Origin of the sequence: Roseateles cavernae, assembly GCF_040187885.1 — a bacterium.
GTDB classification, from domain to species: domain Bacteria; phylum Pseudomonadota; class Gammaproteobacteria; order Burkholderiales; family Burkholderiaceae_C; genus Roseateles_E; species Roseateles_E cavernae.
In genome coordinates, this window is record NZ_JBDPLH010000002.1 from 531,455 (window position 1) to 551,684 (window position 20,230).

Annotated in this window: 19 protein-coding genes; 9 read left to right on the plus strand and 10 right to left on the minus strand. The window is 67.5% G+C overall.

The window, feature by feature from the left end:
• The first annotated feature begins 37 nt into the window (after window positions 1-37).
• The 3 genes from ABGI63_RS09360 to ABGI63_RS09370 all read left to right on the plus strand — a co-directional run bounded on the left by ABGI63_RS09360 (window position 38) and on the right by ABGI63_RS09370 (window position 2,965).
• On the plus strand, window positions 38-1,021 hold the full coding sequence (locus ABGI63_RS09360) for a Bug family tripartite tricarboxylate transporter substrate binding protein (RefSeq protein ID WP_349742163.1): 984 nt from the start codon (window positions 38-40) through the stop codon (window positions 1,019-1,021).
• A 2-nt stretch (window positions 1,022-1,023) separates the two neighbouring features.
• Entirely contained in the window at window positions 1,024-2,601 is a 1,578-nt protein-coding gene (gene garD / locus ABGI63_RS09365; RefSeq protein ID WP_349742164.1) for a galactarate dehydratase, read from the plus strand.
• An 85-nt stretch (window positions 2,602-2,686) separates the two neighbouring features.
• The gene (locus ABGI63_RS09370) at window positions 2,687-2,965 is read left to right on the plus strand and encodes an HU family DNA-binding protein (protein WP_137941041.1); all 279 of its coding nucleotides are present in this window, start codon (window positions 2,687-2,689) and stop codon (window positions 2,963-2,965) included.
• Between the two features lie 67 nt (window positions 2,966-3,032).
• Here the strand turns inward: ABGI63_RS09370 and ABGI63_RS09375 are convergent, their stop codons facing one another.
• The gene (locus ABGI63_RS09375) at window positions 3,033-3,707 is read right to left on the minus strand and encodes a hypothetical protein (RefSeq protein ID WP_349742165.1); all 675 of its coding nucleotides are present in this window, start codon (window positions 3,705-3,707) and stop codon (window positions 3,033-3,035) included.
• A 53-nt stretch (window positions 3,708-3,760) separates the two neighbouring features.
• Complete coding sequence (locus tag ABGI63_RS09380; protein ID WP_349742166.1) at window positions 3,761-5,146, minus strand: hypothetical protein; 1,386 nt, start codon at window positions 5,144-5,146, stop codon at window positions 3,761-3,763.
• A gap of 166 nt (window positions 5,147-5,312) precedes the next feature.
• Here ABGI63_RS09380 and ABGI63_RS09385 point away from each other — a divergent pair, with 166 nt between their 5' ends.
• A complete protein-coding gene (locus ABGI63_RS09385) occupies window positions 5,313-5,903 on the plus strand; it encodes a LysE family translocator (protein WP_349742167.1) in 591 nt (196 codons plus the stop codon).
• Here ABGI63_RS09385 and ABGI63_RS09390 read toward each other — a convergent pair.
• Window positions 5,898-6,746: a helix-turn-helix transcriptional regulator gene (locus tag ABGI63_RS09390; RefSeq protein ID WP_349742168.1), complete on the minus strand. Its 849-nt coding sequence runs from the start codon at window positions 6,744-6,746 to the stop codon at window positions 5,898-5,900. The genes ABGI63_RS09385 and ABGI63_RS09390 overlap by 6 nt on opposite strands.
• Window positions 6,747-6,947: 201 nt before the next feature.
• Between ABGI63_RS09390 and urtA the strand changes: the two genes are divergently transcribed.
• Genes urtA through urtE form a run of 5 tightly spaced genes read left to right on the plus strand, consistent with a single transcriptional unit; the run spans window position 6,948 to window position 12,533 of the window.
• Window positions 6,948-8,216 carry an urea ABC transporter substrate-binding protein gene (gene urtA / locus ABGI63_RS09395; protein WP_137941039.1) on the plus strand — a complete coding sequence of 423 codons (1,269 nt, stop codon included), beginning with the start codon at window positions 6,948-6,950 and terminating at the stop codon, window positions 8,214-8,216.
• A gap of 25 nt (window positions 8,217-8,241) precedes the next feature.
• A complete protein-coding gene (urtB, locus tag ABGI63_RS09400) occupies window positions 8,242-9,801 on the plus strand; it encodes an urea ABC transporter permease subunit UrtB (protein ID WP_349742169.1) in 1,560 nt (519 codons plus the stop codon).
• On the plus strand, window positions 9,801-10,931 hold the full coding sequence (gene urtC, locus ABGI63_RS09405) for an urea ABC transporter permease subunit UrtC (RefSeq protein WP_349742394.1): 1,131 nt from the start codon (window positions 9,801-9,803) through the stop codon (window positions 10,929-10,931). The genes urtB and urtC overlap by 1 nt, the downstream gene beginning before the upstream one ends.
• Window positions 10,928-11,812, plus strand: a complete 885-nt coding sequence (gene urtD, locus ABGI63_RS09410; protein ID WP_349742170.1) for an urea ABC transporter ATP-binding protein UrtD — start codon at window positions 10,928-10,930, stop codon at window positions 11,810-11,812. Before urtC ends, urtD begins: the two co-directional genes overlap by 4 nt.
• A gap of 4 nt (window positions 11,813-11,816) precedes the next feature.
• Window positions 11,817-12,533, plus strand: a complete 717-nt coding sequence (gene urtE / locus ABGI63_RS09415) for an urea ABC transporter ATP-binding subunit UrtE (protein ID WP_349742171.1) — start codon at window positions 11,817-11,819, stop codon at window positions 12,531-12,533.
• A gap of 3 nt (window positions 12,534-12,536) precedes the next feature.
• Here the strand turns inward: urtE and ABGI63_RS09420 are convergent, their stop codons facing one another.
• The 7 genes from ABGI63_RS09420 to ABGI63_RS09450 form a co-directional block, all read right to left on the minus strand.
• On the minus strand, window positions 12,537-14,087 hold the full coding sequence (locus ABGI63_RS09420; protein WP_349742172.1) for a putative bifunctional diguanylate cyclase/phosphodiesterase: 1,551 nt from the start codon (window positions 14,085-14,087) through the stop codon (window positions 12,537-12,539).
• Window positions 14,068-14,610 carry a heme NO-binding domain-containing protein gene (locus ABGI63_RS09425; protein ID WP_349742173.1) on the minus strand — a complete coding sequence of 181 codons (543 nt, stop codon included), beginning with the start codon at window positions 14,608-14,610 and terminating at the stop codon, window positions 14,068-14,070. Before ABGI63_RS09425 ends, ABGI63_RS09420 begins: the two co-directional genes overlap by 20 nt.
• 270 nt (window positions 14,611-14,880) lie before the next feature.
• On the minus strand, window positions 14,881-16,596 hold the full coding sequence (locus tag ABGI63_RS09430; protein ID WP_349742174.1) for a methyl-accepting chemotaxis protein: 1,716 nt from the start codon (window positions 16,594-16,596) through the stop codon (window positions 14,881-14,883).
• A gap of 140 nt (window positions 16,597-16,736) precedes the next feature.
• Window positions 16,737-17,570 (minus strand): urease accessory protein UreD, encoded by an 834-nt coding sequence (locus ABGI63_RS09435; RefSeq protein WP_349742175.1) that lies wholly within the window; start codon window positions 17,568-17,570, stop codon window positions 16,737-16,739.
• Between the two features lie 47 nt (window positions 17,571-17,617).
• A complete protein-coding gene (locus ABGI63_RS09440) occupies window positions 17,618-18,613 on the minus strand; it encodes a porin (protein ID WP_349742176.1) in 996 nt (331 codons plus the stop codon).
• A 30-nt stretch (window positions 18,614-18,643) separates the two neighbouring features.
• The gene (locus tag ABGI63_RS09445; protein ID WP_349742177.1) at window positions 18,644-19,420 is read right to left on the minus strand and encodes an ABC transporter permease; all 777 of its coding nucleotides are present in this window, start codon (window positions 19,418-19,420) and stop codon (window positions 18,644-18,646) included.
• Window positions 19,417-20,229, minus strand: a complete 813-nt coding sequence (locus tag ABGI63_RS09450; protein WP_349742178.1) for an ABC transporter ATP-binding protein — start codon at window positions 20,227-20,229, stop codon at window positions 19,417-19,419. The genes ABGI63_RS09445 and ABGI63_RS09450 overlap by 4 nt, the downstream gene beginning before the upstream one ends.
• Window position 20,230 lies beyond the last annotated feature (1 nt).

Consider the following 20,230-nt stretch of genomic DNA (forward strand, 5'->3'; position numbering starts at 1 on the left):
ACAGCGATTCCCCCATAGACAACAACGGAGACAAACCATGAAGAAGACATCGAGCAAGAAGAAGGTCCTCGCAGCCCTGGCACTGGGCCTGCTGGCCGCCGGCGGCGCCATCGCCCAGGCCTGGCCTGCCAAGCAGCAGGTCACGCTGCTGGTGCCCTTCCCGCCGGGCGGCTCCACCGACATGATCGCCCGCACCCTGGGCCCGAAGCTGCAGGAAAAGCTCGGCGGCAGCTTCATCGTCGACAACAAGGCCGGCGCCGGCGGCACGGTCGGCGCCTCGCAGGCCAAGCGCGCCGCGCCGGACGGCTACACCGTCTTCGTCTCCTCGCTGGGTCCCTTCGTGATCGGCCCGCACCTGCTGAAGAACGTCGGCTACGACCCGCTGAAGGACTTCGACTACCTGACCATCGCGGTGCAGGCACCGAATGTGCTGGCCGTGCCGGCCAACTCGCCGCACAAGAGCTTCGCCGAGCTGCTGGCCTTCATCAAGGCCAATCCGGGCAAGATGAGCTTCGCCTCGGCCGGCAACGGCACCTCGGACCACCTGACCGCCGAGCTGTTCTGGCAGGAGACCGGCACCCAGGCCAGCCACATCCCCTACAAGGGCGGCGCCCCGGCGATGGCCGACCTGCTGGGCGGCCAGGTGGACGCCAGCTTCATGAACGTCAACACCGGCCTGACCAATATCAAGGCCGGCAAGCTGCGCGCCCTGGCTATCACCAGCAGCAAGCGCTCGCCGCTGTTGCCGGACGTGCCGACGATGGAGGAGCTGGGCCACAAGGGTGTGACCGTCTATTCCTGGCAGGCCTTCGCCGCGCCCAAGGGCATCTCCGCCGACATCAAGGGCAAGCTGCACGCCGCGCTGGTGGCCGGCCTGAACGACCCGGCCGTCAAGCCCAAGCTGCTGGAGCTGGGTTTCGAGATCGTCGGCAACACGCCCGAGCAGTTCACCGCCTTCCAGGCCGCGGAGTTCGCGCGCTGGAAGAAGGTGATCGAGACCGGCAAGATCACCGCGGACTGACCATGGCTTCCAGCGCACCGCTCTACATCAAGATGCACGAGGCCGACAACGTTGCCATCGTGGCCAACGAAGGCGGGCTCGATGCCGGCGCGCGCTTTGCCGACGGGCTGGCGCTGGTGGACCGGGTGCCCCAGGGCCACAAGGTGGCGCTGACGGACCTGGCCGCCGGCGACGCGGTGCGACGCTACAACGTCGTGATCGGCCGCATGCTGAAGGCCGTGCCAGCCGGCAGCTGGATCCACGAACGCCTGCTAGAGATGCCGGAAGCCCGCTCGCTGGAGGGCCTGCCTATCGCCACCGCACAGCGCGAGGCGCTGCCGCCGCTGCTGGGCCATACCTTCGAGGGCTACCGCAATGCCGACGGCTCGGTCGGCACGCGCAACATCCTGGCGATCACGCAGACCGTGCAGTGCGTGTCCGGCGTGGTGGACTTCGCGGTCGAGCGCATCAAGCGCGAGCTGCTGCCGAAGTATCCGAACGTCGACGACGTGGTGGCGCTGGAGCATGGCTACGGTTGCGGCGTCGCGATCGACGCGCCGGATGCGGTGGTGCCGATCCGCACGCTGCGCAATATCACCTTGAACCCGAACTTCGGCAACGAGGTGATGGTGGTCAGCCTGGGCTGCGAGAAGCTGCAGCCGGAGCGCCTGTTGCCGCCCGGCACCTTCGCCATCGCGCCGGAGCAAGCGAAGGGCGAGGGGGTTGGCGCCGATGTCGTCTGCTTGCAGGACGGCGCCCATGTCGGCTTCATGAGCATGATCGACTCCATCATGCGCACCGCCGAGCAGCACCTGAAGCGCCTGGATGCGCGCCGCCGCGAAACCGTGCCGGCCAGCGCCCTGGTGGTGGGCGTGCAGTGCGGCGGCAGCGATGCCTTCAGCGGCGTCACCGCCAACCCGGCGGTGGGTTTCTGCACCGACCTGCTGGTGCGCGCCGGTGCCACCGTGATGTTCTCCGAGACCACCGAGGTGCGCGACGGCATCGATCAGCTGACCTCGCGCGCCGCCAGCCCCGAGATCGCCGAGGCGATGATCCGCGAGATGGCCTGGTATGACGCCTACCTGAAGCGCGGCAGCGCCGACCGCAGCGCCAACACCACGCCCGGCAACAAGAAGGGCGGCCTGTCCAATATCGTCGAGAAGGCGATGGGCTCCATCGTCAAGAGTGGCAGCGCACCGATCAGCGGCGTGCTCTCGCCCGGCGAGAAGCTCAGCGACCGCGGCATCCGCGCCGGCCTGGTCTACGCCGCCACACCCGCCAGCGACTTCATCTGCGGCACCCTGCAGCTGGCCGCCGGCATGAATCTGCATGTCTTCACCACCGGCCGCGGCACGCCCTACGGCCTGGCCGAATGCCCGGTCATCAAGGTGGCGACACGCAGCGAGCTGGCGCGGCGCTGGCACGACCTGATGGACATCAACGCCGGCCGCATCGCCGACGGCGAGGCCACGATAGCGGAGCTGGGCTGGGAGATGTTCCGCCTGATGCTGGACGTGGCCAGCGGCCGCAAGAAGACCTGGGCCGAGCAGTGGCAGCTGCACAACCAGCTGGTGCTTTTCAATCCGGCGCCGGTGACCTGAACGCCTTGTTTCAGCCCAGTTCGGCCGGCGGACCGATAATCGCGACCCCGTCACCGGGACTTTCCCCGTATCTACTGGATAACTGATGAACAAAAGTGAACTGATCGAAAGCATCGCCACCAAGAGCGGCGTCACCCGTGCTGCCGCCACCACGATGCTGGACGCCGCCCTGGGCACGATCACCGAAGCCCTGGTTGCGGGCGACTCCGTGGCCCTGGTCGGCTTCGGCACCTTCAAGGTCGGCGAGCGCGCCGCCCGCACCGGCAAGAACCCGGCCACCGGCGAAGCGCTGGAAATCGCCGCCGCCACGGTGCCCAAGTTCACCGCCGGCAAGGCCCTCAAGGACGCCGTGAACAGCAAGTAAGGCTTCAAGACCTCGGTCTTGATCAGAAGGGCGCCGTCATCGCGACGAGCGCCCTTTTTTATCGCCTCTACAGCAGTGCTTTGGCCGCCTCGATGCGCAGATGCAGGGGCGCGCTGGCGTCGTTCATCACGCCCAGCAGAAAGCGGCGCGGCGCGTCCTGGTCGGCAGCGGCCGACGGGGCAGGGGCGGCCGATGCGGTGTCGACCCTTGGCGTGGGCGTGTCCGGCGCTAGCCGCTCCAGCGCGGCGCGAAAGTCGGCGCTCTTGATCGGCTGGAGTCGGCACAGCAGGTCCGCCTGGCCCTCAGCGCCGGGCTCGGTGTCGAGCCAGGGCTCGTCGGCAAAGACCGGCGCCAGGTCCGGGGCCAGCAGGGCCGACCACAGGCCGCCGGGCAGCTGGCGCGGTGGCAGTTCCTGGGCCACGTTCTCCAGCCTCAGCCGCTGTGCCGCGATGCCGCCCAGATAGCGCCGGCGCAGGCCTTCCAGAAAGGCCAGCGCCTGCGCGGCCGGCACCGGCTCGGCGAGCGAGAACCAGAGCTGGTAGCCATCGCGCCCATTGACCGCGATGGCGGGGGCGGGCAGCGCCAGATCTGCCTGCACGCCGCGCCAGACGGCGCCCAGCGCATCCCAGTCGGCCGGCCGGGCCAGCTCCAGCAGCAGCGCGCGCACCTGGCCCTCGGCAGGCGCGTTGGCGGGCGCCGTCGGCGCATAGAGGCGCTGCAGTTCGGTGAGCAGTCTGTTCATCAGCGCGACTCTACTCGACCGACGCGTTGCCGTTCAGCGATGGTTGGACCGGGCTACAGGTCCAGTTGCCGCTGCTCGCGCAGCTGGCCGTCGGCGGTCAGCTGCGCGGCATCGCCATCGGCCGAATGGGTGCCGGGACCGTTGTCCATGCTGCCCAGCAGCCAGCCGTTCTGCCATGCCAGGGCCGCGCGCAGCTGGTTGTGGCGCGGTCCCCTCGCCAGAGGGATGTGCTTGAGCAACTTGCCGTCGTCCGCGAGCTGGACCAGCAGCGGGCTGGCCGCTTCCGAAATGCTGGCGCCGGTCGGGTTCTGCGTGTAGCCGGCCGCGCCGGTGGCCAGCAACCGGCCGCCGGGCAGCGCGGCGATGTCGAACAGCACCTCGCCCTGATCGACGTCGATCAGTTCGTAGTTCAGTGTCCGGCTGGCGTCGCTCAGCAGGGCCACAAAGCCGTTCCAACCCTCCGGGGTCTGCACGCTGCGCGTGCGGCCGACGACGGCGATGCGCTCGCCGATCCAGCGCAGGCCGTGGACTTCGGCACGCTGGCCGGTGTTCTTCAGCACGCTGTACAGGCGCTGCCCCTCGGCCGAGAAGCGGCTCAGCAGGAAACCGTCGGTCACCGAGCGATCCAGCGCTTCGCCGAAATGCTCGGCATGACCTGCCACCAGCTCGGTATGGGTCAGCGACAGCGCGATGGCGATGCGGCCTTGCGTGTCGACCTCCAGCGCCAGCCGCCACATATGGTCCACGCTCTTGAAAGGGTCGAAGCTGCCCGACATCGGCAGCGAGGCGCCGATCAGCACGCCGGGCTCGACCAGGCTGCGCCAGCGCTTGGCGAAGCCTGCGTCGGCGCTGTAGGCGAGCCGGTGCAGCACCACGGCGAAACGCCCGCTGCGAAAGCCCAGCACCAGGTCTTCGCCGATCGCACCCAGGCGGGCCGCGTCGCGCGTGACCAGTGGCAGCAGCGACTGCGAGTTCATCAGCGCGAACGGCCCGTTGATGATGGGATCGGTGGCGGCCGGCGGGTCGAGAAACTCCTGATCCCGCAGCAGCGTGCCTGTGGCGCTGAGCCGCTGCAGGCGCAGGCGATGGTCCGAGGCCAGCACGACACTGATCTCGCGCGAGGGATGCAGCGTGAAATCGATCAGCGACCAGCCGTCGGGTGGCGTGTAGGCCTGCAGTTGCACGCGCCCGCCCTCGGCCGACAGCAGCAACTGCCGGTCCGGCGTGGTGGTGTTCTCGAAGCGCCGGGCTTTCTCGGCGAGAGCCACCCAGCTGCTGCCGCCATTGGCGGCCAGCTTGATGATGTAGCGGCCCGGCACGCTGATTGCAATGGCTGCCGGCGTTTCGCCGCCGGGCGCTGGCGGATTGCCCTCGCCGCCACCGCAGGCCAGCAAGCCTGCTCCCATGGCGGCCGCAGCCGCCCATTTCGAAACGTTCACGTTCTTTCCTTTCGCCGCTGCAGATGGCGTGGTGAGCAGGGGGTGAGCGTAAGGACATGTGTGGGCCGGAACAATCACCCCAAGGTGCGGCGAGAACGCGCATTTTGTTCAATACCGGGCGCTGCGGCGCGCCCACCATGGGAGCCTATTTCGAGTCAAGCTCTGTATGAACGACATGCTCCCGATGACCTTCTTCGCCCTCGCTGCCTCGATCTCGCCGGGACCGGTGAATGTGGTGGCCCTTGGTCTGGGCGCCCGACACGGCATCACAGTCAGCATGCGGCATGTGACCGGCGCGACGCTCGGCTTCACGCTGCTGCTGCTCCTGGCGGGCTTCGGTCTGCGTGGCTTGCTGGCGCTGTGGCCGTGGCTGACGATGGCCCTGCATTGGGCGGGCATTCTGTTCCTGCTCTACATGGCGTTCCGTCTGGCCCGTGACGATGGCAGCTTGCCAATTGGTGCCGTCGGTCAGGAGGCGTCGCTGCTGGCTGGGGCGGGCATGCAATGGCTCAATCCTAAGGCTTGGCTGGCGGCGGTCGCGGGTGTCGGGACTTTTGCGGGAAACGGCGAGCCTCACCGTCTGTGGGTTTTTGCCGCGATCTACTTTATGGTCTGCTATCTCTCGCTTGCGAGCTGGGCATTGGCGGGCGCGATGATGCGAACGGCGCTGCAGACGCCGGCACGCCTGCGCGTGCTCAATGCCGTCCTGGCGCTGTGTCTGGTGGGCAGTGCGGGCTACCTGCTGCTGGCCTCATGAGCGGCGGCGGATGCTGCCCTGGTACTGACCCGGCGTGGCGGCCATCTGCGCCTTGAAGGTACGCTGCAGATGGGCTTGGTCGGCGAAGCCTGCATCGACCGCGACGGCGGCTATCGGGTGGCCGGCGCGCAGCTGATCTTTGGCGAACTGAATGCGCCGGTGTGTCAGATATTGATGTGGGCTCATGCCGAATTGCCGGGCAAACGAGCGGATCAGCTGGGAGACTGACAGCCCGGACGCAGCGCCAATGTCCTCCAGCTTCAGCGAACTCTGGAAGCTCGCGTGAATGAATTCCGCCGCCATCGCCAGCTTGCGTGACGGTGCCGGGTGATAGCGCGGCCCTTGGCTCTGTACCAGCGCTGCATTCAATCGCATCAGGAAGACGTGGAGGGCGCAATCCTTGGCGAGCAAGGCCAAGTCCGGACGGACGAGCATGCCATGCAGCGCAGCAAGCTCATGAAAGAGCCGGCCAGTGACCGTGCTGGCGAACGGGCGGAAACCGCCAGGCCTGGCCTCATCGGGTCTGCCTTGGTGGGCCGCGACGAGCGAGGCGTCGACATACAGCATCAGGTAGGACAGCGGCTGATGGCCGACCTTGACGCAGTCGTGGATCTCGCCCGGGTTGACGACAACGAGGGTGCCGGCGGTGAGCGCGTGTTTGTGCTGCTCGGTCGAATGGAGGCAAGCGCCTTGGACGATGGCCCCGATGGTCACCGTGTCGTGGAAATGCCGGGCATAGCAAATCCCGTGGCCGGCGCGCACGCTGCGCATCTCGACCCGGGGCAGTCGCTCGTCACGCCAGAACTCCGCAGTGGCCAACTGGCGGTTTGCCTGCAACGCCATAGGGAACTCTCTCCTTCCTGGGGGGGCGACGCTGGCGCCCTGGGGACGCATTTTGCCTATGTCCGGGTCGGGCGGCCGGCCGTCAAGCAGCAGCAACTACGCAAGATGGCGTATTCCTGAACCGGCGGTGTCTCGTGAGACTGGCGTCAGCTGTAAGCCTGACTCCACCCCTTACTCAACCCCGTGCAGGAGACCCCCGCCATGAAGCTTGTATCGCGCCGCACCCTGAACCTGTCCGCCCTGGCCTTGGGCATCGCCGGCCTGGGCCTGCCTGCCCACGCAGCCGACACCATCAAGGTCGGCGTGCTGCACAGCCTGTCCGGCACGATGGCGATCTCGGAGACGGTGTTGAAGGACACCGTGCTGATGGCCATCGACGAGATCAATGCCAAGGGCGGCCTCCTGGGCAAGAAGCTGGAGCCGGTGGTGGTCGACCCGGCGTCGAACTGGCCGCTGTTCGCCGAGAAGGCCAAGCAGCTGATCTCGCAGGACAAGGTCGCCGCGGTGTTCGGCTGCTGGACCTCGGTGTCGCGCAAGTCGGTGCTGCCGGTCTTCGAGGAGCTCAACGGCCTGCTGTTCTACCCGGTGCAGTACGAGGGCGAGGAGTTGAGCAAGAACGTGTTCTACACCGGCGCCGCGCCGAACCAGCAGGCCATCCCGGCCGTCGAATACCTGATGAGCAAGGACGGCGGCTCGGCCAAGCGCTTCGTGCTGCTGGGCACCGACTATGTGTACCCCCGCACCACCAACAAGATCCTGCGCGCCTTCCTGAAGAGCAAGGGTGTAGCCGACGCCGACATCATGGAGGAGTACACCCCCTTCGGTCACTCCGACTATCAAGGCATCATCGCCAAGATCAAGAAGTTCAGCGCCGAGGGCAAGAAGACGGCCGTGGTGTCGACGATCAACGGCGACTCCAACGTGCCTTTCTACAAGGAGCTGGGCAATCAGGGCCTGAAGGCGACCGATGTGCCGGTGGTGGCCTTCTCGGTCGGCGAGGAAGAGCTGCGCGGCGTCGACACGAAACCGCTGGTGGGCCATCTGGCCGCCTGGAACTATTTCATGTCGATCAAGAACCCGGCCAACACCGAGTTCACGAAGAAGTGGGCCGCCTATGCCAAGGCCAAGAACATCCCCGGCCACAAGGACAAGCCGCTGACCAATGACCCGATGGAGGCGACCTATATCGGCTTCAATATGTGGGCCCAGGCGGTCACCAAGGCCAAGAGCACCGATACCGACAAGGTCATCGCCGCGATGGCAGGCCAGACCTTCAAGGCCCCGGGCGGCTTCACCAGCACGATGGACGCGAAGAACCACCATCTGCACAAGCCCGTCTTCATCGGCGAAGTGAAGGCCGACGGCCAGTTCAACGTGGTCTGGAAGACGCCTGGCCCGGTCAAGGCCCAGCCGTGGAGCCCCTACATCCCCGAGAACAAGGGCAAGAAAGACGAGCCGGTAGCGAAGTAATTCAGCCCCTCGCCACGGAGCCGTGATGATCAAGCGCCTGCTCAGAGCAGGTGCTTGGCTGCTGTTTGTCGCCAGCCAAGTGCCTCTTGCCCACGCCCTGACCCCGCAACAAGCCCGCGCCATCGCGAGCGGCGAGACCGATGAGCGCATTGCCGCGCTCAATGCGGCGGCCGCCGGCGCCGAGCCGGGCCTGGCCGAATTTGTGCAGGCCCTGCTGGACGATGCGGTCAAGCTGACGCCCGAGCAGGTGCTGGTCATCAAGGGCGACCAGGCCGCGCCCGAGGGTGCCGAGGATGTGACGAACAACAACCGCATGCGCGGCGCGCTGCAGGCCGCGCTGGCAGCGCTGAAGCTGTTCGCTCCCGAGCTGGCGACGCGCCGCGAGGCCGTCGTCGAGCTTGGCAAGCAGTCGCTGGACGAGTCCCAGCTGCCGCTGCTGGACAAGGCCCTGGCCAGCGAGAGCGACGCGGGCATCAAGACCCAACTGTCCCTGATGCGCGCGGCCCTGGTGATCGCCTCGCCCGACAAGACCAGGCGCCTGGAGGCCGCGCAGCAGCTGGCCGGCGCCAGCGACCCGGCGGTGCGCAGCCTGCTGATCGAGCGCATCGCGGCCGAATCGGACGCTGAGGTCAAGAGCGCGCTGTCGCAGGCCCTGGCCAAGCTGGAAGGCCGCCTGGCCTGGGGCGAGCGCCTGGGCCTGGTCTTCACCGGCGTCAGTCTCGGCTCCATCCTGCTGCTGGTCGCGCTGGGTCTGGCCATCACCTACGGGCTGATGGGCGTGATCAATATGGCGCACGGCGAGCTGATGATGATCGGCGCCTATGCGACCTATGTGGTGCAGAACCTGTTCCGCAGCTATCTGCCCGGCGCGTTTGACTACTACGTGCTGCTGGCCATTCCCGCCTCCTTTCTGGCTGCGGCCCTGGTCGGCGCGGTGCTGGAGCGCAGTATCATCCGCTGGCTCTATGGTCGGCCGCTGGAGACCCTGCTGGCCACCTGGGGCATCAGCCTGGTGCTGATGCAGGCGGTGCGCAGCCTGTTCGGCGCGCAGAACGTGCCGGTCGAGAACCCGGCCTGGCTGTCCGGCGGCTTCGCGCTGATGAGCAATCTGACCCTGCCCTACAACCGCATCGCCATCATCGGCTTTGCCTTGCTGGTGCTGGCCGGCGTGGCGCTGCTGATCGCGAAGACGCGGCTGGGCCTGTTCGTGCGTGGCGTCACGCAGAATCGCCGCATGGCCGCCTGCATGGGCGTCAACACCGCCCGCATCGACACCTATGCCTTCTCGCTGGGCGCCGGCATCGCCGGCCTGGCCGGCTGCGCGCTGAGCCAGGTCGGCAATGTCGGCCCGGATCTGGGCCAGAGCTATATCGTCGACAGCTTCATGGTGGTGGTGCTGGGCGGCGTCGGCCAGCTGGCCGGCACCGTGATCGCGGCCCTGGGGCTGGGCATCCTGAACAAGCTGCTGGAGGACTGGGCCGGTGCGGTGCTGGCCAAGATCATGGTGCTGGTCTTCATCGTCGTCTTCATCCAAAAACGACCGCAAGGGCTGTTCGCGATGAAGGGCCGGAGCGCGGAAGCATGATGAACACACCTGTCACTCCGAACACGACCCTGCTGCAGCCCTCACGCGGCCTGCTGTCCGCCAGCGGCTGGCTGGCCGTGGCCACCTGTCTGCTGGTGGTGGCCATCGTTGTGCCGCTGTTGAACCTGGCCCTGCCCGAGGGTCATGTCTTGCATATGAGCGACTATGCGGTGGGCCTGGTGGGCAAGATCATGTGCTACGCGATCTGCGCGCTGGCGATGGACCTGATCTGGGGCTATACCGGCATCTTGAGCCTGGGCCACGGCCTGTTCTTCGCGCTGGGCGGCTATGGCATGGGCATGTACCTGATGCGCCAGATCGGCCGCGACGGCAACTACCAGAGCGATCTGCCCGACTTCATGGTCTTCCTGGACTGGAAGGCGCTGCCCTGGCACTGGGCCCTCAGCGACTCCTTCGTGCTGCAGATGCTGCTGGTGCTGCTGGTGCCGGGACTGCTGGCCTTTGTATTCGGCTACTTCGCCTTTCGTTCGCGCATCAAGGGCGTCTACTTCTCGATCATCACGCAGGCCTTGACCTTCGCGGCCATGCTCCTGTTCTTCCGCAACGAGACCGGCTTCGGCGGCAACAACGGCTTCACCGATTTCAAGCGCCTCCTCGGCGTGCCGCTGGCGCAGCCTTCCACCCGGATGGTGCTGTTCGTCCTCACCGGACTGGTGCTGATCGCCTTCTTCCTGATGGCGCGCTGGATCGTGCAGAGCAAGTTCGGCCGTGTGCTGCAGGCCATCCGCGATGCCGAGAGCCGCGTGATGTTCACCGGCTACAACCCGCTGGCCTACAAGCTGGCGATCTGGGTGTTGTCGGCGTTGATGTGCGCGGTGGCCGGCGCGCTCTATGTGCCCCAGGTCGGCATCATCAACCCCGGCGAGATGTCGGCGGCGGCCTCGATCGAGATCGCGATCTGGACGGCCGTCGGCGGCCGTGCGACGCTGATCGGCCCCATCGTCGGCGCCTTCTTCGTCAATGGCGCCAAGAGCTGGTTCACCCAGGCCTTCCCCGAGTTCTGGCTGTATTTCCTCGGCGCGCTCTTCATCGCGGTGACCCTGTTCCTGCCGAATGGCATCGTCGGCCTGTTCAGGAAACTCACAGGCAAGCAGGGAGAGCGCGCATGACGCCCGAGCTGATGGAGGAGGGCAGCAAGCTGCGCAGCGAGCACGAGAGCAAGCTGGCCGCGCTGCAGGCGGGCTCGTCGGGCGGCTCGGCCTCGTTTGGCCGCCTGCTGACCGCCGGCACACCCGACTTTGCCCACGGCGTGGCCCTGTATCTGGACGACATCACGGTGTCCTTCGATGGTTTCAGGGCCTTGAATCAGCTGAGCCTGGCGATCAATGTCGGCGAGCTGCGCTGCATCATCGGCCCCAATGGCGCCGGCAAGACCACGATGATGGATGTCATCACCGGCAAGACCCGGCCCGACCAGGGCACGGTCAGCTTCGGCCAGAACATCGACTTGCTGCGCCTGCGCGAGAACGAGATCGCCCAGATCGGCGTCGGCCGCAAGTTCCAGAAGCCGACCGTCTACGAGCAGCTGAGCGTGTTCGAAAACCTGGAGCTGGCACTCAGCGCCGACCGTCGCGCCCGCGCCAGCCTGTTCGCGCGCTTGTCCGGCGTGCAGCTGGATCGCATCGCCGAGATCCTGCAGCTGATCCATCTGCTGCCCGAAGCGCAACGCCAGGCCGGACTCTTGTCGCATGGTCAGAAGCAGTGGCTGGAGATCGGCATGCTGCTGATGCAGGACCCCAAGCTGCTGCTGCTCGACGAGCCGGTGGCCGGCATGACCGACGAGGAGACCGAACGCACCGCCGAGCTCTTTCTCTCGTTGGAGGGGCAACACTCGCTGGTGGTGGTCGAACACGATATGAAGTTCGTCGACCAGCTGACCGAGGGCAGAAAGAAGGTCACGGTGCTGCATGAGGGCTCGGTGCTTGCCGAGGGCCTGCTGTCCGAGGTGCAGGCGAATGAGAAAGTGGTGGAGGTGTATCTTGGGCGTTGATCAGATGCTGAAAGTCGACAACATCCACCAGGCCTACGGCGGCTCGCACATCCTGCGCGGCCTCAGCTTCGAGGCCCAGCTCGGCGAGATCACGGTGATACTCGGGCGCAACGGCGTCGGCAAGACCACCTTGCTGAAGAGCTTGATGGGCGTGGTGCCGATCAAGAGCGGCGGGCTGAGCCTGGACGGGCAGGACATCGCCAAGCTGACGTCCTACGAGCGCGTGCGGCGCGGCATCGGCTATGTGCCGCAGGGCCGCGAGATCTTCGGCCGGCTGACGGTCGAGGACAATCTGCGCATGGGCCTGGCCTACAAGAGCGGCGGCACGCCGATACCGCCGCAGCTGTTCGAACTGTTCCCGGTGCTGAAGGCCATGATCAACCGGCGGGGCGGCGACCTCTCGGGCGGTCAGCAGCAGCAGCTGGCGATTGCGCGCGCGCTGGCGGCCGGGCCCAAGCTCATCATCCTGGACGAGCCTACCGAAGGCATCCAGCCCAGCATCATCAAGGACATCGCCCGCGTGCTGCGCCAGCTGGCCGACGAAGGCCTGGAGATCGCCGGCAGGAAACATCGCATGGCGGTGATCCTGGTCGAGCAGTATTACGACTTCGCCGAGGAACTGGCCGACCAGTACCTGGTGATGGAGCGCGGCGAGTTCGTCGCTCGCGGACGCGGCCAGGACATGCAGCGCGACGGTGTGCGCGAGCGCGTCTCCATCTGACGCTCAGCCCCTGAGCCGCGGTGGCGGCACGGCCTCGGCCGCGAACCAGGTGGACAGCTCGCGCTGCGGCCGGGCCAGCCAATAGCCCTGCATCGCGCCGCAGCCGGCCGCGGCCAGCAGTTCGGCCTGGGCCTGCGATTCGACGCCCTCGGCCACTACCGGGATGCTCAGCCGCGAGGCCAGCTCCAGAATGCATTCGGCCAAGGCCCGGGCCTGGCCGTCGGTCTCGATGTCGCAGATCAGGGTCCGGTCCAGCTTCAGCAGGTCGATCGGCAGCTGGCGCAGCAGCGAGAAGTTCGAGTAGCCGATGCCGAAGTCGTCCAGCGCGATGCGCATGCCGCCGTCGGTCAGCGCGGCCAGCATCGCCCGCGTGCGGCCGACGTCGTGCAGCAGGGCGGTTTCGGTGATCTCCACCACCAGGGCCTGGGCCGGAAAGCCGGTCTCGGTCAGCAGCGCCGGCAACCGGCTCTGCGCCCAGCCCTGGTTGAACTGCGAGGGCGAGACATTGATCGACAGATAGTCGAGCCGGCCCTCGGCCACCAGCGGGCCGGCCTCGCGCAGCGCACGGCGCAGCATGTTCTCCATCATCGTGTCGAGCAGGCTCAGGCGCTCCACCGCATCGAGAAACACCGCCGGCGTGCGCAGCTCGCCGTCCTCGGTCTGCCAGCGCGCCAGCAGCTCGGCCCCGGCATAGCGGCCGCTGCTCAGGCGCAGGATGGGTTGGTAGCAGGGCACGATGCGGTCCTCGGCCACTGCCCGGCGCAGCTGGGCCTCCAGTGCGGTGCGCTGCTCCAGGTCGGCACGCAAGGCGATCTCGAACGAGGTCACGCGGGCGCGGCCGGCGCGCTTGGAGGCATAGAGGGCCAGATCGGCGTCGCGCAGCAGATCGTCGGCGCCACAGCGTTCCCGGCCGGCCTCGGCAATGCCGATCGAGCACATGCAAGGCACATGGCGCCCGTTCAGCGTGACCGGCTGACACAGTGTGCGCAGCAGGCGCTGCGCCATATGCAGCAAGCCCCGCTGGCTGCCGACCGCCCGCGCGATGACGGCGAACTCGTCGCCGCCGAGCCGTGCCACCAGATCGCGCGGGCGCACGGTCTCGGCCAGCCGGCGTGCGAACTCGATCAGCAAGGCATCACCGGCGGCGTGTCCCAGCGTGTCGTTGACCGTCTTGAAATCGTCGAGGTCCAGCAGCAGCACGGCCACGCCCTTGGCGGTGGCATTCGGATCGGCCAGCTCTGCGCCCAGCTGGCGGGCGAACGAGGCGCGGTTGGCAATGCCGGTCAGCGCATCGATCTCGGCCCGCTGCAGCGCCAGCTGGCGCTCGGTCGACAGCTCCCGGGTGCGGTCCTCAACCCGCTGCTCAAGATCGGCCGCCAGCGCACTGAGCGCGATATTGGCTTCGTACAAGGCCAGCGACTTGCTCTCCAGCAGGCGCTCGGCCTCGCCGCGCGCGCGCCGCTCGCGCTCAAGCCTGGCCTCCGTGCGGCGCAGACGCTCAAGCAGCTGCGAATCGCTCGACGAGGTGGACGGCTCAGGCAAGTTCGATGACAAAACGGGTTCCCTCCCCATTGCCGCCCTCGATCGGCAGGCTGCGAACCTGCACCGCGACGCCGAACTGGCGTGCCGACCCGAGGATCAGGCCCTCGGCCAGTGCGTTCATGCGGCGTGGGCTGCGATAGTCCAGTACCAGCCGGACCGGTTCGCGTGAGCGCACCTCGAAGCTCGGCAGCTCGGCGTCGGGGTAGAGCTTGCGCACCTCGACATGGATATGGGCTTCGATGCTCTCAAGAAAATCGAAGAACCCGCCACAGCGGGCGAAGAAGGCCGGATAGGCCCGCCCGAAGCTGCCGCTCAGATGGATACCGAAGTCGCGCATCAGCTCGGGCACCGGCAGGCCGGTCCGCGCGGCCAGCCCGTTGCACAGGCTGACCATCTCGGCATGGCTGTAGGTGCCGACCGTGGTGTAGGCACCGCCGCTGGGCAGGTCGGCCCCGTCAATCAGATCGTCGACCGCGTCGTTGCCGTAACGGGCGGCGACAAAGCCGAGAAACTCGGTGAAGACCACACCTTTCATGGCGCCTCCTTGCTGGCCATGCGACTCAACTGCGGCGCTCGCTGGCGCGCTCTAGGTCTGGTTGACTGTATAGGTTTGCGCTGCGGCCGGCCCGCCAATCGGCAAAAAAAGGCCCCGGCAATTGCCGGGGCCAGTCAATGGCGCTAACACCGCCCGGGACGTCGCGACGTGGGGCTGCGGTGTGCAGGACAAGCGCAGGCAGCGCAGGGCGGAGCATGGTGCCAAGCGGGTTGGCGGCCGGCAGCCTGGGCGCTAGGGGTGGGCAGCTTTCTAGAAGCTGCTCCAGTCGCCATCGGCGGCTGCCGCTGGCTGGGGTTTGCTGGAGATGGGCGCAGGCTTGGGCGCCGCCGGGCGGGGCGTTGCCGACTTGAAAGCGGCAGGCTTGTGGGCCGGGGCCTTGGGGGCCGGTGCGGCGACCGGGCGGGCGCGGGACTGATGGCCCTCAAGCTTGAAGCTGGCCACCGACTCCAGCAGCCGCACCGCCTGGTGCTTGAGACTCTCACTGGCGGCTGCGCTTTCCTCGACCAGCGCCGCGTTCTGCTGGGTGGCCCGGTCCAGCTGGGTCACCGCCTCGCCGACCTGGGCGATGCCGGCGCTCTGCTCGACGCTGGCGCTGCTGATCTCGCCGACGATATCGGCCACCCGCTGCACCGAGTTGACGATGTCCTGCATGGTCTGGCCGGCCCGGTCGACCAGCTGGGTGCCGCTTTGCACCCGTTCGACCGAGTCGTTGATCAGGCTCTTGATCTCCTTGGCGGCGTCGGCGCTGCGCTGGGCCAGGCTGCGCACCTCGGAGGCCACGACCGCGAAGCCGCGGCCCTGCTCGCCGGCGCGGGCCGCTTCCACCGCCGCATTCAGCGCCAGGATATTGGTTTGAAAGGCGATGCCGTCGATGGTGGAGATGATGTCGGAAATGCGCTTGGAGCTGTCCTCGATGCCGCGCATCGTCGTGACCACCTCGCCGACCACCTGGCCGCCGCTGCGCGCCACCTCGCTGGCGCTCTGGGCCAGCTGGTTGGCCTGCTGGGCGCTGTCGGCGTTCTGGCGCACGGTGGCGCTGAGCTCTTCCATCGTCGCCGAGGTTTGCTCCAGCGAGGAGGCCTGCTCCTCGGTGCGGGCCGACAGGTCGGCATTGCCCTGGGCGATTTGGGCGCTGGCGGTGGAGACCGACTCGGCGCCCTCGCGCACGCTGCTGACCGTGCCGGCCAGGCTTTGCTGCATGCGCTGCATCGCCTCCAGCAGCCGCGCGGTCTCGTCCTTGCCCTCGAAACGGATAGGCTGGCTCAGATCGCCACCGGCCACCCGGTCGGCGGCGCTGACGGCCTGGGCCAGCGGCCGGGTGATCGCGCGTATCAAGGTCAGCGCCATCACGATGGCCAGGCCGCCGGCGATCAGGCTGACGATCAGCAGCCACAGCGCGGCCGAGCTGTAGACATCCTCGCCATGGGCGGCCGAGGCATCGGCACCCTTGTTGTTCAGTTCGACCAGCTGGCGCAGCAAGGTGCTGGCCTGGGTGAAGGTCTGGCGGGCCTCGCCGCCGGCGAGCTTGCGGGCGTCGTCGAGCTGACCATCGCGCACCGAGCTGACCACCTGCTTTGCCAGCGCCTGGTACTTGCTCCACAGCCCGGCAAAGCGCTCGAACTCGCGCCGCTCGTTGTCGCTGCTGATCAGCTTGTCATAGGCGGCCATGCTTTTCTGGGCGGCTGCGCTTGCGTCCTCCATCGACTTGGCCGAGGAGGCCGATTGCGTGGCATCGGTGGCGTTCAGATTGACGATCAGGCCGATGCGGAACTCGACGATGTCGGCACTCAGGCCATTGATGGCCTGCACCGAGGGCAGCCAGTTGCCGCTAATGGTGCGCGACTCGGCTTGCACCAGCTGCAGTCGCGAGAACGCGAACAAGGCCAGGATGGCCAACAGTCCCAGCATGATGGCAAAGGCCGCCGAAAGTTTGGCGGCGATGCTCATATTCTTCAGAACCTGCATGAAGCGCTCCCTTGTGTCGAGCCGGACGGCTGCTGTGACAGGGCTGAATCATCCGTGCTTTGCCGTCGCCCAAAGCCCCGATCAAGGCGGCGGATGTTGGGCATCTTCCGCGCTTGGGTGCCTGCCGGCAAGCGCTTTGTTCAGGTCCGCCAGACCCGCGGCGGGCAGGGCTGCAGGCCCCAGGCCTGGGTGCGCCAGGCCGCCCAGACCCGGGCCAGCAAGGCCATCGCCGGCTCGACCTTGGGTGCCAGCACACGCAGCACCACCACGCCCGGCTCGGGGGCGGTACAGCCGGCCGTGGCGCGCAAGCCGTCGGCCGCGCAGAGCTCGCGGGCGGTCTCCAGCAGGGCCTCCCGGCGGGCGTTCGGCAAGACCTGACCCGCGGCGAACCACAGGCTGGCCATCACCTTGTGGCCGGCCAGGCCCAGCGGCGAGTCCAGCAGGCCATGGTCGTCGGCGGCGAGGCGGCCGCGCTCCAGCCAGCGGCCGGGCAGTTCCAGGTGTTGCGTGTAGTGGCCGCGCGCAAAGGGCAGGCCGGCGGCCGGCAGGCCCAGCGCCAGCACATCCCAGCCCAGCATCTCGGCGCCCGGCGCCAGCTCGAACACCATGCGGTTCTCGGCCAGCGCGCCATCGTAGATCAGGGTCTCCAGCGGCAGCCATTCCAGCCGCGCGCCCTCGGCGACCCGGGCGCGCAGGCGCTGGCTGGCCAGCTCGCCGGCGCTGCGGTAGTAGCGGGTGGCGCCCGGCGTGGTCAGCAGGGCATGGCTGGCGGTCTGCAGATCGATCTCGATCTCGAGCCGGTCGCCGCCGACGATGCCGCCGGGCGGATGCACCAGCACATGGTGGCAAACGCCCGGGCCCTCGGGATAGAGCCGCTGCAGCACACGCAGCGGGCCGTGGTGTTTATCGAGGGCCGTGGTGCGCCCCTGCTCGTCGCGCCGGTAGTCCAGCTTCAGATGTCCATGCCATGCCATGGGCGGCAGCTTAGCAAGAGAGAAAGCGTGAGCCGGCGCGAGCGAGATCAGAAGCGGTGGCGGATGCCGACCGAGTAGCTGCTGCCACCGGACAGGCCGTCGAGCTTGTCGCTCATCGCTACCGCATAGACATCGGTGCGCTTGGAGACAAAGTGGTCGTAGCCGAAGCTGAAGGTCTTGCGGTCCGGGCCGACCGAGGCGCCCAGATGGCCGTACTGGGCCAGCAGCTTGCCGTCGCCGATAGGCACGGCGGCGCCGATGCCGGCGATCTTGTAGTCGCGGCCCGTCGTCGTGTTGTCGACCTTGCCGTACTGGCCGAACAGCTTGGCCGCGCCGAAGTCATAGGCCGCAGCGGCCTGCCAGGTCTTGGTGTCTGCCAGCGGGGCGGCGCCGTCCTTCTTGACGTTCTGGTAGGTGAAGCCCAGGGCCAGCGGCCCGTCGCCATAGTTGGCGTTGAAGCCGTAGTTCCTGCCGCCCGCGCCTTCGCCGGCCGCGATAAAGGCCCCGGCACTGAAGCCGCCGAACTTGGGGCTCAGATAGAGCACCGAGTCGCTCCAGCCGGTGTCGCCGGTGGCCGTGGTGCCGCTGACCGTGGCGCCGGCACTGAAGTACTGGCGGATGCTGGGCGAGTAGCCGAAGGAATCGCCGAAGGCATTGAAGGCCAGGGTCTGCACGAACAGCGGCGTGGTGTTGCGGCCCAGGCGCATGGTGCCCAGCTCCTTGCTGCTCAGGGCCACCCAGGCATTGCGGGCCCAGAAGTTGTCGCCGTTGAAGCGGCCGTTGTTGCCGACATCGGCGCGCAGAAAGCTGTCCAGCGTGAACGAGGCCGTCAGGCCGCCACCCAGGTCTTCGCTGCCCGAGAGGCCGAAATAGCTGGTCGTCATCTTGCCGCTGTCGACCCCCTTGATGGACTGGCCGCCCGGCGCCTTGGCTGCGCCGACGCTCATATCGAGCAGGCCGTACAGCCGGACCTGGGCCTGGGCCAGGCCGCAGGCCAGCAGCAGGGTGGCCGCGGCCAGCAGATGCAGTTTCTTGTTGTTCACTCTGGAAGCTCCTCGATTCAGGTTGGGAATTCAGTGGTTGTCGCTACGGTGGGCCCAGCCGGTCAGGCGGCGCTCCAGCACCGCGAACAGCTCGTACATCAGCATCGCCATCGCGCCGACGACGACCAGGCCGGCAAAGGCCAGGCCCATCTGCATCGAGGCGCCGGCCGAGATCAGCAGATAGCCGATGCCCTCGTTGGCGGCGGTCATCTCGGACACCGTGGTGCCGACAAAGGCCAAGGTGATCGCGACCTTCAGCGCGGCGAAAAAATAGGGCAGCGAGCGCGGCAGCCCTACCTTGACCAGCACATCCCAGCGCTTGGCCCCCAGCACCCGCAACACATCCTCCAGCTCGGGCTCCAGGGTGGCCAGGCCGGTGGCGATGTTCACCATGATGGGGAAGAAGCTGATCAGAAAAGCGGTCAGGATCGCGGGGCCGACGCCGATGCCGAACCACACCACCAGAATCGGCACGAAGGCCGCCTTGGGCAGCGCGTTGAAGCCGGTCATCAGCGGGTACATGGCCTTGTAGGCCAGCTGCGAGCTGCCCATCAGAAAGCCCAAGAGCACGCCGACGACGATGGCGATGCCGAAGCCCGCCAGGGTCACCCAGAAGGTACGCCAGGCGTGGCCCAGGATGACCTGGTGATAGTCGGCCAGGGCCTGGGCGATGGCCCAGGGGCTGGGGAAGATGAACTCCGAGACCTGCAGCGCGCTGCAGATCAGCTGCCACAGCAAGAGGATGGCCAGCAGCAGCAGGGACGAGGCGTAGCGCTTGAACAGCAGATGGGGTTTCTTCGCTGTCATTGCGCCACCTCCGCGCCGCTCTTCCTGAGCGCGCCAATATGGCCGCGCAGCTCGTGGACGATTTCGGTGAAGGCCGGCGTGTAGGTCAGCTCCAGCTCGCGCGGGCGCGGCAGCTCAATCTCACGCCGGTGCAGCAGCCGGCCCGGGCTTCTGCTCATCACGTAGACGGTGTCGGCCAGGAACACGCTCTCGCGCAGATCGTGCGTGACCAGGATCACATTGAAGCCCTTGGCCGCCTGCAGGTCGCGCAGCGTGCACCACAGCTCCTCGCGGGTGAAGGCATCGAGCGCGCCGAAGGGCTCGTCCAGCAAGAGCAGCTGGGGCTCGTGGATCAGCGCGCGGCAGATGCTGGCGCGCTGCTGCATGCCGCCCGAGAGCTGCCAGGGGAATTTGTCCTCATAGCCCGACAGGCCGACGCTGGCCAGCAGCGCGCGGGCCCGCTCGATGTACTCGGCCTTCCTGGCACGCAGCTGGCTGCGGTGCGGCTCGACGATCTCCAGCGGCAGCATCACGTTCTGCAAGGTCGTGCGCCAGGGCAGCAGCGAGGCCGCCTGGAAGGCCATGCCGCTGATCTTCAGCGGCCCGTTGACCGGCTGGCCGTCCACATGGATCTCGCCGCGGCTGGGCTTCTTAAGCCCGGTGGCCAGCTTCATGAAGGTGCTCTTGCCACAGCCCGAAGGCCCGACGATGGCCGCGAACTCGCCGCGCCTGAGTGTCAGCGAGATGTCCTCCACCGCGAACTTGCCCTGTTCCCAGAGCTCATCGTTGTAGGCGAGCCAGACCCGCCGGAAGTCGACGAAGTTGTCCATG

Bases quoted from the DNA above. Each gene is read 5' to 3' on its own strand.
- ABGI63_RS09360 (WP_349742163.1), top strand. From the start codon at position 38: ATGAAGAAGACATCGAGCAAGAAGAAGGTCCTCGCAGCCCTGGCACTG.
- garD (WP_349742164.1), top strand. From the start codon at position 1,024: ATGGCTTCCAGCGCACCGCTCTACATCAAGATGCACGAGGCCGACAAC.
- ABGI63_RS09370 (WP_137941041.1), top strand. From the start codon at position 2,687: ATGAACAAAAGTGAACTGATCGAAAGCATCGCCACCAAGAGCGGCGTC.
- ABGI63_RS09375 (WP_349742165.1), bottom strand. From the start codon at position 3,707: ATGAACAGACTGCTCACCGAACTGCAGCGCCTCTATGCGCCGACGGCG.
- ABGI63_RS09385 (WP_349742167.1), top strand. From the start codon at position 5,313: ATGAACGACATGCTCCCGATGACCTTCTTCGCCCTCGCTGCCTCGATC.
- ABGI63_RS09390 (WP_349742168.1), bottom strand. From the start codon at position 6,746: ATGGCGTTGCAGGCAAACCGCCAGTTGGCCACTGCGGAGTTCTGGCGT.
- urtA (WP_137941039.1), top strand. From the start codon at position 6,948: ATGAAGCTTGTATCGCGCCGCACCCTGAACCTGTCCGCCCTGGCCTTG.
- urtB (WP_349742169.1), top strand. From the start codon at position 8,242: ATGATCAAGCGCCTGCTCAGAGCAGGTGCTTGGCTGCTGTTTGTCGCC.
- urtC (WP_349742394.1), top strand. From the start codon at position 9,801: ATGAACACACCTGTCACTCCGAACACGACCCTGCTGCAGCCCTCACGC.
- urtD (WP_349742170.1), top strand. From the start codon at position 10,928: ATGACGCCCGAGCTGATGGAGGAGGGCAGCAAGCTGCGCAGCGAGCAC.
- urtE (WP_349742171.1), top strand. From the start codon at position 11,817: ATGCTGAAAGTCGACAACATCCACCAGGCCTACGGCGGCTCGCACATC.
- ABGI63_RS09425 (WP_349742173.1), bottom strand. From the start codon at position 14,610: ATGAAAGGTGTGGTCTTCACCGAGTTTCTCGGCTTTGTCGCCGCCCGT.
- ABGI63_RS09430 (WP_349742174.1), bottom strand. From the start codon at position 16,596: ATGCAGGTTCTGAAGAATATGAGCATCGCCGCCAAACTTTCGGCGGCC.
- ABGI63_RS09435 (WP_349742175.1), bottom strand. From the start codon at position 17,570: ATGGCATGGCATGGACATCTGAAGCTGGACTACCGGCGCGACGAGCAG.
- ABGI63_RS09445 (WP_349742177.1), bottom strand. From the start codon at position 19,420: ATGACAGCGAAGAAACCCCATCTGCTGTTCAAGCGCTACGCCTCGTCC.
- ABGI63_RS09450 (WP_349742178.1), bottom strand. From the start codon at position 20,229: ATGGACAACTTCGTCGACTTCCGGCGGGTCTGGCTCGCCTACAACGAT.